Source organism: Parasphingorhabdus sp., assembly GCF_048267785.1.
Taxonomy (GTDB): domain Bacteria; phylum Pseudomonadota; class Alphaproteobacteria; order Sphingomonadales; family Sphingomonadaceae; genus Parasphingorhabdus.
In genome coordinates, this window is record NZ_JBLWWU010000012.1 from 76,444 (window position 1) to 90,103 (window position 13,660).

At 53.7% G+C, this 13,660-nt stretch carries 6 protein-coding genes; 2 read left to right on the forward strand and 4 right to left on the reverse strand.

Translation table 11 applies throughout. The annotated features are described in order from the left end of the window. Nucleotides 1-123: 123 nt before the first annotated feature. On the forward strand, nt 124-459 hold the full coding sequence (locus ACN0VD_RS11250; RefSeq protein WP_417594254.1) for a hypothetical protein: 336 nt from the start codon (nt 124-126) through the stop codon (nt 457-459). Nucleotides 460-644: 185 nt separating this feature from the next. Further along, nucleotides 645-1,415, forward strand: coding sequence for a sulfite exporter TauE/SafE family protein (locus ACN0VD_RS11255; RefSeq protein WP_417594256.1), 771 nt, complete (start codon nt 645-647; stop codon nt 1,413-1,415). Nucleotides 1,416-1,456: 41 nt separating this feature from the next. On the opposite strand, the gene ACN0VD_RS11260 is transcribed toward ACN0VD_RS11255, so the two are convergent. Genes ACN0VD_RS11260 through ACN0VD_RS11275 form a run of 4 tightly spaced genes read right to left on the reverse strand, consistent with a single transcriptional unit; the run spans nt 1,457 to nt 13,648 of the window. After that, complete coding sequence (locus ACN0VD_RS11260) at nt 1,457-3,034, reverse strand: AAA family ATPase (RefSeq protein ID WP_417594258.1); 1,578 nt, start codon at nt 3,032-3,034, stop codon at nt 1,457-1,459. Nucleotides 3,035-3,071: 37 nt separating this feature from the next. Next, nucleotides 3,072-4,061, reverse strand: a complete 990-nt coding sequence (locus ACN0VD_RS11265) for a 1-phosphofructokinase family hexose kinase (protein ID WP_417594315.1) — start codon at nt 4,059-4,061, stop codon at nt 3,072-3,074. Continuing rightward, nucleotides 4,061-12,547 (reverse strand): GH36-type glycosyl hydrolase domain-containing protein, encoded by an 8,487-nt coding sequence (locus ACN0VD_RS11270; RefSeq protein WP_417594260.1) that lies wholly within the window; start codon nt 12,545-12,547, stop codon nt 4,061-4,063. Before ACN0VD_RS11270 ends, ACN0VD_RS11265 begins: the two co-directional genes overlap by 1 nt. 12 nt (nt 12,548-12,559) lie before the next feature. Continuing rightward, on the reverse strand, nt 12,560-13,648 hold the full coding sequence (locus ACN0VD_RS11275) for a universal stress protein (protein ID WP_417594263.1): 1,089 nt from the start codon (nt 13,646-13,648) through the stop codon (nt 12,560-12,562). Between the last annotated feature and the right edge of the window lie 12 nt (nt 13,649-13,660).

Here is a 13,660-nt window from a genome sequence, read left to right on the forward strand (position 1 = left end):
AAACGTTCAGGAACTCTACCTAGAGATATTTATCGCACAGGGATTTAAGGTTGAGTCGCATTTGAAAATTGAACGACGAAGGATTTCCTGATGAGTCATGCATTGATAATCGAACAGAATATCTTGATCGGCGAAGAATTGTCGGAGCATCTCAAAAATCTTGGTTTTGACTCCTTTGATCATGTTTTTACAGAAGAGGATGCCGTCGCGATTGCCGATATGCGCAAGCCGGATCTCGTACTTGTGGGTGATAATATCGAGGCAGGAGATTCCATCGAAGCAGCCCGCAGGATAAGCCAGAAACACGAAATTCCGATGTTGCTGGTAACCAGCGATTCCTTTCATATCAAACAGCGCATGACCGAAGGCGCAATTCTTGAGGGTCCGTTTGCGTTCAGTAAAATTCCTGAAGCTTTTCAGGTGGCAACAGAATATTTGCATCAAGAAATCGGACATTGAAATATCCTTGAAAGCCGGATGTAACCGTCATCCCGGGTGACCGAATTTTCAAGGGGCATTGGCGGCGATCCCTATTCTGCAGGCTCGAGTGTCCGGTTCTGAGCTTAGGTAATATTGCCTAGGGCGGACAAAATCTGTTTCGACTAGTGTCATGTCCCTTCACACTGATCGGGATAGAGTGAGTAATGCTGGAATTCGTCAACAATGACGTTGCGCTTCTATTGCCCTTTATCCTGATAGGGTTTCTTGCGCAGGCAATGGATGGTGCGCTTGGAATGGCGTTTGGGGTTATTGTAAACTCCATATTGGTCGGCTTTATGGGAGTGCCGCCAGCCAGAGCTTCTTCTCAGGTCCATATTGTCAAAATTTTCACGACCGCAGCCTCGGGCCTGAGCCATTATTATGAAGGCAATGTCGATTTTCGGCTATTTTTCAGCCTGCTGATTCCGGGTATTTTGGCCGGCATTCTTGGCGCCTTTTTGCTAAGTTATATTCATGGAGAGATAATTGCCCCGGTCGTCCTGATATATCTGCTGTTTGTCGGCATCTGGCTGCTGATCCGCGGGATATTCACTTCGCCTGACGTTCGCAAACCAAAGCATGCACGCTTGATCGGCAGCATCGGTGGATTTCTCGATGCGATCGGCGGCGGCGGTTGGGGACCGGTGGTTACGTCCAGCCTGATGGTTCAGGGCGGGGAGCCCCGAAAAGTGGTCGGCACGGTGAACAGTGTAGAATTTTTTCTGACGGTCGTCATTTCGGCTACATTCATTGCCCATCTTGGCCTCGGCGATATGTTGGGGCCCACATTGGGACTGCTGATAGGCGGGATAATCGCTGCGCCTTTCGGTGCGATCATCGCCAAGAATCTCAAGCCGAGAATAATGTTCATTCTTGTGGGCATTGTCCTGTCGCTGACAAGCCTTGCCGCACTCTATAAACTGGCTTCTCCCTGATCTGCTTTTCCGCCCCAACGACAACTCATCATGCACTTTATCTATTCCGGATCCATTATTCCCTGGTCCGCCAGATGAGATAATGCTGATGCGGCGACCGCGTCCGGGCTTTTGTGACTGTCAATTTCGATCCAGCCGCCCAAGTCCCCGATCCTATAGTCTGCCTGTCGCTCAACAACGCTGCTATCCGCATCCGAAGCGTCGTGCCTGCGCGCATCAACCCGCTCCTTCAGCTGATCAACAGGCGCGTTGAGCCACATGCCAGCAAACGACACTCCCATATCTGCTGTAAGTTTTTCAATCTCCTGTCGTTCGCGGGTCTTGGCAAAAACGCCATCTACAATAGCCGACCAACCGGATTTGAGCGTGGCCTCAATCTTAGCGACAAGCAGAGCGTATACGCGCTCGCTGTTCTCCGCGGTATAGGATCCGCTCTCCAGCCTTGTTTCCGGCGACACGCCGAACATCCGTTTCCGCACAATGTCGGTGCGCAACAGCCTTGCGCCCGGCGGTGATCCAATTTGCGCCGCAACCATGGTCGCCAGGGTGGATTTCCCCGTTCCGCTCAGCCCGCCAATCGCGATTAGCCGCGGTGGCGATTCTTGCAGAAAAGCCCGCGCCGCGAGCAGATATTGTTTCGCTTTTCTTTCCTTCTCACGACGCCGTTTTTCATCGGGTTCGAGGCTGGCTTGCGTAGCAACGACATGCGCGCGAATGGCCGCGCGTATTGATAAGAAGAGCGGCAGTGCGGCCAGTCCGCCGTCTTCTTCACTCATATCCATATAACGGTTATACAACGCATTGGCCTGCGCATGAAAACCGCGATGCCACAAATCCATCAGGAGAAACGCCAGATCGTAAAGAACGTCCGTGGTTGCCAGTTCCTCGTTAAACTCCAGACAATCAAACAGCGTCGGTACCCCTTTCCACATGCAGATATTGGCAAGATGCATATCACCATGGCAGCGGCGGATATGGCCCTGCCGCGCGCGCTCATCCAGCAGCGGTTTTTGTTTCTCCAGTTCCGCCATGCTTTGGTCACGGAGGTCGGCAATATCCTTTTCAGCGAATAGGCTGCCGACAAATTCTTTCATGCAAAGAAAATTCTCGTGGATGATATGCGCCAGGCTGGAGTGGCCCTCTTTCCGGACAACCGGGTCAAGTGAGTTATGAAAATCTGCGATTGTGTCGGCAAGCTGCCGGACCAACGGCGTGGTCAGCTCTCCTCGCCGGGCAACCTCTTCCAGCAATCCGTCCGCGTCAAAGCGCTGCATGACCACAAGCCAGTCAACGGGCCTTCCCGGTCCAAACCCGAGCGTCCCGTCCGGCCGGCGATTTACACTGCCTATCTCTCGATAGATTTCCGGTGCGGTACGACGGTTAAGCTGCAACTCTCTTTCACAAGCGCGCCGACGCTTCTCCACCGTCGAAAAATCTAGATAGTCATATTGCACCGCCCGCTTCAGTTTAAAAACCTGATTGCCGGCCATGAAAACATGCGAAATATGAGTATCGATGCGGGATATTGCAGATGACTGGCCATAGCTTTCCGGGCGCATCAAAAAGGCAATCACCTCCGCTTGATCGCCGTTGCCGGACCTTATTTTCTGTTTATCCATCGGGCACTCCCTTTTGAAAAGCGTTCCGTCTGTCTTGTTATTGCGGGGAGGATGGATCGGCGTCGAGAGCCGACAGCAGACGTTCCACTTCTTGGTGATCGCGGCAAGCGCTTTCCTGCTTATACAAGCGAATAACATCTTCGCGTCGGCATAATTGGGTGCCGGTTGTCATGACCGCAGCGGATCCAGCCGCGATGCCGAGGTGAAAGGCTTCTTCGATCACAACATCATTTGCCAGCGCAAAGGTCATGGCCGCAACAAAGCTGTCCCCGGCGCCAACAGCAGAACCGAGAGTTACCGTCGGCGCTGACGCAAAGCAAACTCCCGAAGCCGTAGCAAGCAGAGCGCCCTGCCCGCCCATCGAAACGGCAATATTTTCCACCTTGCCACGTCTTATGATCTTCAACGCCTCATCCCCGGCCTGTTCCGGGTCAAGTGACTTGCCAGTCAGTTGCTCCATCTCTTCGAGACTGGGCTTGACCAGAAAGATATTTGCTTGTTCCAAGGTTTCGCTGAGTGCACTGCCGGAACTGTCCAATATCACTCGGGCACCTTTGCGGGCAGCAATATTCGCAATCTGCGCGTAGGCATCCTGCGGCGCATTTTTCGGCAAGCTACCGGTCGCGACGACATATTCAAAATCCAGTTGCTCGACTATATCCAGCACTTGCTGGAATTCACGCTGATTGATTGCGGGACCTTCCGGAATGAACCGATATTCCAGCTCCCGTTCCAGATCCCGGACTGTATAGGATATTCTGGTTGGAGCGGATGCGGTGACGCAATGCTGTTCAATGGACGGGACGTCGAGAATTTGTCGCAACAATGCCCCTGTTGCACCTCCCGCCATATATAAAAGCTTTGGCCGACCGCCGAGCGTTGCAATCACGCGAGCCACGTTGACACCACAACCGCCGGGGTCGTGAACCTGATTTCGGGTACGTATCTTGACTGTTGGTTTAACGGCCTCGGCGGTGCTGGAAATATCAACTGCCGGATTAAGCGAGATGGAAAGAATTTTGTTCATCACAGCATGATTTCAACTTTGCGCTCGGAACCATCTGTCGGAAAATCGAAGGTCATCCCCTTATATGGCTTTCCATCAACACGGATTTCAGACCGTTCGGCTTCATCCTTTTTCCCTTTGACGTCCAGTGCGATTGAGCCTTCTGCACTGCGTATCTTTGCCGAATATCCCGGCCATCCGGTCGGCAACGCGGGATTGACATGCAATTTGCCATTCTCCTGTTTCAAACCGAGTATCTCTTCCACCGCCAGTCGCCATGTCCATGCCGCTGCTCCGGTGTACCAAGTCCATCCGCCACGACCGCCATGCGTCTCTCCACCCGAAATATCCGCTGCACTGGCATAGGGTTCGACCAGATATTTTTCCGCTTGTTCGCGATTTGCAGAACGCCGGACCGGGCTCAACATGTTGAAGCTGTCCAGTGCCTTGTCAGTTTCACCCGCTCGTGCAAGGGCGATGCCGAGCCAGGCGGCGGCGTGAGAATATTGACCGCCATTTTCCCGAATCCCTGGCGGATAGGCTTTGATATAGCCCGGGTCACGCGGCGTTTTGTCAAAAGGCGGCGTCAGTAGCCGGGCAATCCGGTTGTCGTGATCGACGAGTTCACGCCACGCAGCAGCCAGTCCTGTTTTTACACGCTCATCGTCGGCACCCGCAAACAATGCCCATGACTGGGAAATGGAATCTATTCGGCATTCCATATTGTCGGATGATCCCCACGGCTGTCCGTCATCATCATAGGCACGCCGATACCAGCCGCCATCCCATCCCGCTTTTTCTGCCGATTCCAGGAGGTCATCAGCCCTTCCCGACCAGTTATCGGCAATCCGGTTTTGTCCGATCCGGCGGTTCAGGCCAGCAAAAGCCTTTGCAGTCACGATCACGAACCATGCGAGCCAGACACTTTCTCCGCGCCCCTCATGCCCGACGCGGTCCATACCGTCGTTCCAGTCGCCGGCCCCCATTAACGGTAATCCGTGCCGCCCATGGGTAAAACCTTTCTCCAGCGCCTGATGGCAATGAGCGTGCAGACTGTAACGCGTACTTGTCTTTTCAAAGGCAGCATAGCGATCATCCTCATCATCGGCCAGTGGCGGCGCCTGCAAATAGGAGACTTCCTCGTCGAGAATAGTCTCGTCGCCCGTAGCCGCGACATATTCGCAGACGACATAAGGCAGCCACAGCAAATCATCAGAGAACCGCGTCCTTACCCCTTTGTCAGATGGCGGATGCCACCAGTGAAGTACGTCGCCCTGTTCGAACTGATGTGCGGCACAGTCCAATATGTGCGCACGCGCGCGAGCAGGGTCATTATGCAAAAATGCCATCACATCCTGCAGCTGGTCACGATAACCGATCGCACCACTGGCCTGGTAAAATCCGGCACGGGCCAGCAGCCGGGAACTCATCAATTGATAGAGAAGCCAGCGATTGACCATGATATCAAAAGCAGCATCCGGTGTTTTTACCTCGATGGCACCGAGCAAATCATCCCAATATTTTGTGAGCGCGTCGAAAGCGGCACCGGGCTTGCCCGGTTCTTTCCAACGCGCAATCAGTCCATCGGTTTCTGCCTTATTCTCACCCTGCCCTAGAATGAACGTTACTTCCTCACTTGCACCCGCTGCAAGGTCGAGATGCACCTGATAGGCACCGCATGGATCCATGCCCGCCCGTGTTGTCCCTTCCATACCCCAGCGACGCAAGCCTTCGGGCTTCTCATATGTCCCTTCACGGCCCAGAAATTCCTTCCGGTCTATCGACAGGCCATGCGCTGGATGGTCGGCGGTCAGGAATGCGGTTCGCTCGGCAAAATCGGGATTCCAGCTATTGCGCGCGATGATCGCCTGATTTTCCGGATCGTAGCAACTATCCACGCTTTCACCCGAAACACTGCGCAAGGCACCAAGCAACCAGTCAACGTAGTAAGTCGCGGTGATCCGACGATGCCGGTCCGTAAGATTGGCAAGGCGCAACCGGATGATCTTGACCGGATCATCAGCAGCTACAAACACCCGCATTTTCTGGTCCAGTCCGTGCGATTTTTTGTGCCATTCGCTATATCCTGCACCGTGACGGATCTGACATGCCGCTTCCCGCCCATTGGGCCCGGGCGTCGGGTTCCAGATTTCGGCAGTTTCCTCATCGCGAAGATATAATATTTCAACCGGATCATCGGTCACCGGATCATTGGTCCACGGTGTCAGGCGGTTTTCTCCGCTATTGACTGCCCAGCTAAACCCGCCCCCCGCCTCGGTGACCAATGTTCCAAAAACATCATTGGCGAGAATATTTACCCAGGGTGCCGGCGTGGTATCGCCGGATTCAAGATGGATAAGATATTCGCGGCCATCAGCCGTAAAGCCGCCAAAACCGTTATCGAACAGCAGATCGTCAGGAGGGACGAGTTCGGGGATATCGTCATCCTTATGCGCAGGGTTAATGCCCTCGAAATGCGGTAACAGGAGCGGCATCTGGAATGCTCTCGCCAGCTGCTCTTTCAATGGCCCGTGACTGTCGTCAATAACAACCCGTGCGACCGCTTCAAGCAGCCGCGCCTGATCCGGTCCGATCTGATCGAGAAAAAGCAGATGGATGCCACCGTTCCTGCCGAGCAACCACTGCGCACCAATCTCCTGCAACCATTCCATCAAATCATCACGAACCGGTTCAATATAGCCCGATGCTACCGACTGCATGATAACCAGATCGACTTCCAGCCCCTGACGCCGCCAGAATTGGTGCGCACGAATAAGATCGGGCATTAGCGGGTCGGGCGCATGGCCCACCTTGTACAGCAATATGGGATAGTCGCCCGAAATTGCCAAACTCCACAGACTTGGCTGGCCAAGCCGATTTTCGCGCAACTTGATCAGATCACCGCGCATATTGCCGTGCGGATAAACAAGCAACGCTCCCAATGCCTGGATTTCGGAGATATCATCAGGCGCGATCCCGAGCCGATGTTCCTCATGGACTGTGGCAGAAGCGGCATCATTGATCGCCCACTCAAGCGATGGCAAGGTGGCATATCGCTCTGCTATTTCAACCGCCGCTTCACGAGAAGCCGCTGCGACGGTGACAAAAGCGACCTCCCGACTTTCATGGGCAGACAATTCGCATTGCAATTGCAGCGCCATAACCGGATCTAGGGTCCAGCCGGTGCTTCCGGGCAGATCGGAATAACAGCCCTTGGGTTGACTGAGTGTCTGGTTCCGCCCGATAAATTTGCGACGATCGGTCTCAAAACCTGCCAATATTGATGGCCGATCATCGCAAACAGCAAAATGCAGGAGCACCGGCGGTATATCCTGCGGACGGCGCGGTCGTCGTGTAAACAGAAGCCCACCAATTTCGGGGATGAATTCGCTGGCGACAAATAATTTGCTGAAAGCAGGATGCCTTTCGTCATCCAGGAACGGAGCAAGGACCGGCTCGCCATAGCTGGTCATTCTCAAGGAGCGGGGACGATCAGCCAAATTGGTTATGCATAATTTGCGGATTTCAATATCATCTCCATCCGCTACGCCAACCTCCATGCCCACGCTTATATCATGATCTCGACGATGGAATTCGGCGATATGAGAATGAAACTTGACCTCATATCGATCGGGCTTCTTGTCGGTGGGCTGACGCGTCGCTGACCAGATGTCTCCCGTCTCGTCATCGTGCAGATAAATCCACAAACCTTGGCGATCAAGAGTAGCATCCGGCAGGAACCGCGTCAGTGCATTATGGCGCCAGCGCAATCCCCCACCCCCGCTGGTCGAAATCCAGCTTGACAAGGAGCCATTCCCCAACAAATGCGTTTGCGGAGAACTGGTTTCCAGCGGCGGAATCCATGTTTGCGGAGCCCGTCCCGAACCAATTGCCGGACTTGCCAGATCGACGCTTTCCATCCGTTCAACTTCGGAAGGCACTTCCTGGGGAACGCGCTCATGGAGAAGCAATGAAACGGCATGCATCCGCAGATCTTTCTCAAATCTCCGGGGATGGATATCATTACACAGGCTGTTGTCGATTGCGCACAATATCATACCCTGATGGTGCGCCATATAGGCGTGGACGGGATTCACTGTATGACCTGTCGCAAGACGGTCATCGGTAAAGTCTACCGCTTCAAACAAACCATATTGACCTGAAAACCCGCGATCTACCATATCGCGGATATTGCTGGTGGAGGCCGCCGGGAATATCTGGAGCGCGAGGGCAGAAGCATAAGGTGCAATTACCTTGTCCTTGGCCAGACCGCGACGGAGACCAAGGCCCGGCACTCCGAATGCCTGATATTGGTAGCGATGTTCAGGATCACGCGCGGCATAAGCGGACTCCGAAACACCCCAGGGCGTTCCCGTTTTTGCAGCATAAGCCTGCTGGGTCAGGATCGCGACTTTCTCACTTTCGTATAGCAGCGTCTCCGGGCCACTGCGCATCAAAAGGCGGGGCATCAGATATTCGAACATTGACCCGTTCCAGGAGATCAGCGACAATCCTTTCTTGTTCCGCATCACCGGACGCCCGAGATGGAACCAGTGTTCAACCGGGACTTGTTGTTGGGCGATGGCAAAATAGCTGGCAAGCCGCGCTTCGCTGGCAAGCAAGTCATAATAGTTTCGGTCCAGCCTGTCGGCACTTGCATTATAGCCGATATGGAAAAGACGCCGGTCCCGATCGTAAAAGGGTCGAAAATCCATATTATCGACAAATGCCGCAGTCCGCTTTGACAGCTTCCGCAGGTTCAGAACCAAAGTGTCATATTGCTTCTGCCCATTATCGAGAGATTCTTCGAGCACCCGCAACCAGTTTTCCTCAGCCGTTCCGCCCGGCTCTCGCTGTCTGATGATCATGTACGCTTGCTTCTGGTTTTCGGCAGACAATCCATCGCCCAATATCTCGACAATTTGTTCGAAATCCGCTTCCAAACCGGTTGGTGGATCACCCAACGTCAGCCAGGGCGCCAATTTTTCGATATCATTGGACATCATCTCCACATGATGCCGTAACCGGTCGAGCCAGGTATCTACTTCGCGCAAAGTGCTGGTTGATACCGCGTCCGGTGTTGCCATTGCCGTTGCAATCAGCTTTTCAATGGCAGGGATGTCTTGCCGACATATCTCGTCAAGTTGCGAATGCCAGCGACGTGGCTCGCTGGCCAATCCCAAAATTTGGTCGCGCAATTGTCTGACCCGCGCCTTTAACTCTTCAGGATTATTTTCAAAGGCATCTATGGCTGAAAGAAGCAGCCGGAGAATATCATCCAGGCCGTCCCATCTTTGCGGCTCAATCGCTGGACTATCCTCCATTTCTTCCAGCAGTGAAGTCATCGCGATCATGCATCCTGCCAGGTTGCCACTGTCGACAACCGAAACATAGCGCGGTTCGAGCGGGTGCAGACTGACGGTATCGTACCAGTTGAGAAAATGGCCGCGAAGCGTTTCCAGCCGATCAAGCGTATCATAGCAATTGCCTGTCCGCGCAATCAGCTCTTTTGCTCCGAGATATCCGAGGTCCCAAGCACTGGCACTGGAAAGCAGTAGCATCCCGATATTGGTCGGCGAGGTTCGATGCGCGATTTCGGGATAGGGTTCCCCCTGATAATTGTCCGGCGGCAGCCAATTATCCTTCGGCCCGGCAAATGTTTCAAAAAACAACCATGTTCGCCTCGCGATATCACGCAAAAATATCCTGTCGTCATGGTCAAGAGGCCGAACCGGTTTGTGTCGCGGGCGATTTAATAAGACCGTGATCTCGGGCGCAAGAAACCAGAGCAACAGAGCCGGAGCCGCTGCCGGTAGCGAGACCGGATTCAAAATGAAAATAGCTACGCCCAGAATTGCCGCTGTTGCCGGAGCGGACGCCATCTGGAGCCAAATTGCCGGAGGCGAATTTCGCAGCGCCTGACGGGCGGATTCATGCGCCGCTGACGTCCACTGCAGCATATGGCGGTGCGAAACATACTGCCGCCATAGCGCCACCAAGATGGCATGAACGGCAACAAAACTCTCGAACGGCAGATAGGCGATGGCAAGAAACCAGCGCCCGCTTTGATCCGCCAGTTGGGCAAACAGGCCGCGAACCGCACCGCGTCTGCGCCCTTGTGAAAGTCCAGTAATCAGGTCAGTGAATATCTGGCCGCCATGGGCAAATACAGCCAGGAAGGTCCAGAACCAGGGATTTCCCGGGAGAAGCAGCCAGCCAACTGCGACCATCAATAGCAGGGATGGCGCAATCAGACTGCGTCGCAAATTGTCAATGATCTTCCATCGATCGAGTCCCGAAAGCCTGTTGCGTATCTTCTCACCATTGCTTGCTGCCACGAAACGGCCCAGCCAGGGCAACAATTGCCAGTCTCCGCGTACCCAGCGGTGCCAGCGCTTTGCATATTCCAGGTAAGTACCGGGAAAGCCTTCATATAATACGATATCGGAAGCTAGTCCCGCCCGCCCCATAGCGCCTTCGAGTAGATCGTGGCTCAAGATGGTATTTTCCGGAATACGCCCCGCAACACTGCGGTGAAAGGCCGCAACATCATATATGCCTTTGCCGACAAAAATCCCGGATCCGAACAAGTCCTGGTACACATTCGAAACGGCATGGCTGTAGATGTCTATCGCAGTGTCACCGGCAAAAAAGCGAGCAAACAGGGTTCTGCTGACACTTTGCGGGGCCATTTCGACGCGTGGTTGCAGGATCGAATAACCCGAGACGAGTTGACCTGTCTGCGGATGAAAACGAGCGGAATTTTCGGGATGGGCCAGCGTAGCGGCAAGCTTCGCAACCGAGCCGGGCGGCAATATTGTATCAACGTCGACGGTAACGACAAAACGGACGTCGTCCAATTGCGCGCGCTTGCCTTCGTAAACCGAAAATCCGCTGTCATCCCCGTTGAGCAACAAGCGATTGAATTGTTCCAGCTTTCCACGCTTTCTTTCCCACGCCATCCAGCAACCTTCGTGCTCATTATATTCTCTGCGGCGCATGAGAAGATGAAACGGACGGTGCTTTTCGCTGCCATTATTTGCATTGAGGCGACTAAATTCGCTGATCAGTTTCTGGATGATGGCGTCATCGGTTTCGAGATGTTCCTCCGCCGCGTCGCCAAGATCGGCTAGTAACGCTACCTGTAGATTATCGTCATGGTTGGAGAGCCAGTGTCCTTCTACCTGTTCAACAAGATTCGACACCTCTGACAATTTCGCAATCAGTGCAGGAATTACCACAATAGTGGAACTGTTCGCCGGCAGGCCGTCCGTGAAATCCAGTTTAGGCAGCGGCTCGGGCGAGACAATCAAGGTAGCCAACCGCTGCACCAATGACGTAGAAAGAACGGACGCTGGAAGCAGCATAACCAGCAGGGAGCCCGCAAATTCAAGCGGCGACGCTTCAATAAAATATAGATAGACAGTCGGAATGATGAACGCCCCGAGCCAGACCAGTAACAGGCTGGATGCATATAAAAGCCCGGCATGATCAATGGCAGCGCGCTTCAGCCGCAATGAAAGCGGAAGCTTTACTCCGAGACTTTCCTCAAATTCTCTACGCCCTGCGCCAATCAGCCAGTAACCTACATGATGTCCAGCCTCCCCGACAACCGCGGATTTAGCATGTTCCAGCGCTTTGGTGGCAATGGCAGGCTCATCATCTTCACAATATATCGCCAGCTTTTCAACGATGCTTCGATACCGGTTGCGGGTTTCAAAATCCATCCGGGCATAATATTCTGATGGATCGCGGACCAATATTTCTTCGACCAGACTGGTCTTATCAAAAAAATCTTCCCACGAAATCGAGGCGATGAGAGATAGATTGGCGATAGATCTCGCGACGCGCTCTGTGTCATCCAGGGAAGAAAGCGCAGCGACCGCCTCCGTTGGTTCGAAGGGCTTTTCAAGTTGATCTTTCAGAACGCTGGTCAGCGAGCCGACCAATATCTCCAGGCAGGCTATCCGTAACATGGACGGGAAAGCCCAAAGTTCACCGATGGTCAATGGATGGGTGCCCTGGTAGGCACAGATAAATTGCACAGCCGCAGGCAATGTCACCTGAAGATGCGTGGCGCGCAGTAATAAATGGGCCAGCCCATAGACGCGCGGAAAGCCAGGTTCGCCGTCATCGTCAAGCGTCGGGAGCTGTTCGTAATATCGGGACGGCAAATCCTCTTTTATCTGACGGATCGCCCGGAAAACCTGATAATCATTATCCAGAAGCCATTCGGCGGCCTTGCTGGCTTCCGCAGGGGCTATGGCACAGGCCTCGCGCGCATCATTGAGCCAGTCCACTGCTTTCTCTATGGACTTCCAAAGAGGAACTGGGCGTGGCGCAGCCGACACCAACTGATGCGGCTCATGCACATGCGCCGCCAGCCATTCCAGCGGACTAGAGCTTTCCGCCTCCGCGCCGCCGGAACCAATCCGGTCGGGACCATTCTTGTCTATGTTGTTAGCGTCCTGACCAGAATTTTCAAAAGCTTGATCTTTCTCAAACATGCCGGTCACTGTTTAATGCGCCCAATCCGAGAATATTCTGCGGCCAAAAGCATCCGTCGATATTTCAGGATGATCCAATTTGTGTCCGGCTTGCTGCCGAACCATCAACAAGGGAATATGGGTGTTTGTCACCAGATGCCTGGCGATGTTCCCACAACATGCATTGGGCATGCCAGTGCGCCCGTGCGCCGAGATCAAGATCAGATCAACATCCTGAGCGGTCGCAAGTCTGATCAGACGTTCACGGGGGTCCCCGTCATTTTCTACGATCGTTCTGATCGTCACAGTTCCATTGTTGAGACGCGACTGCAGGCGGTCAAGATAGGCATGCGCATTTTGTTCGTTATAACGCAGCATATGCGCCATCAGGTCGTGGGCCTCCTTGTCATGCGGCCCCGTTTCGACAATTTCCGGTTCGGAAACAACATGGGCAAGCACCAGTTCTGCATTATGTTTTCGCGCTATCCGCATCGCAACAGGCAGAACACTTTCCGCCCGTTGGGAACCATCCAGCGGCACCATTAGCCGTTTGTAGCGCACAGATTCCGGTGCTGGCATATCCGGCGGGACAAGCAGCAAGGACGCGTTGCTGGCCTCCAAAAGCTTTTGTGCTGTATCACCGATATAACCATGCAACATAGTCCCCGAAGGCAAGCCGCAACGGCTTGTCATAGCCATCAGGCTACCCTCATGATCATTCGCCCAGCGGGAAATCTCATCTCCGGCGATACCGTTCAGAATGAAATGGTCATGAATTGTGGAATCCTGATCCTCTTCATTCGCGAGCCGGAGAAGATGATCTTTTGCTTCCTGATATTTGATCTGCCACTGGATCGGATCACTCGGTCCGTGATCCGTACTGGCGCTTTCCATCACATGAATGATATTAAGGGGAAGGTCGAGGCCCTCTGCAACGGCCTTCGTATGACGCAACAGGACTTGCCCCTTCATAGAACTGTCAATGCAGGCAACGGCGCGTTTTATCCTCGTTTGATCGCTAATTTCATCATGAGAAGAACGAGGAAATTCCACGCGCAAATTGCGGAACTTTGATCGAGCTTGAGTAAGCGTCGGTTCAGCCACTGGTGGTTTGGTATTCATCTTACAAATCCT

Coding starts and splice junctions, on each gene's coding strand:
- ACN0VD_RS11255 (WP_417594256.1), top strand. CDS start 645: ATGCTGGAATTCGTCAACAATGACGTTGCGCTTCTATTGCCCTTTATC.
- ACN0VD_RS11260 (WP_417594258.1), bottom strand. CDS start 3,034: ATGGATAAACAGAAAATAAGGTCCGGCAACGGCGATCAAGCGGAGGTG.
- ACN0VD_RS11265 (WP_417594315.1), bottom strand. CDS start 4,061: ATGAACAAAATTCTTTCCATCTCGCTTAATCCGGCAGTTGATATTTCC.
- ACN0VD_RS11270 (WP_417594260.1), bottom strand. CDS start 12,547: ATGTTTGAGAAAGATCAAGCTTTTGAAAATTCTGGTCAGGACGCTAAC.
- ACN0VD_RS11275 (WP_417594263.1), bottom strand. CDS start 13,648: ATGAATACCAAACCACCAGTGGCTGAACCGACGCTTACTCAAGCTCGA.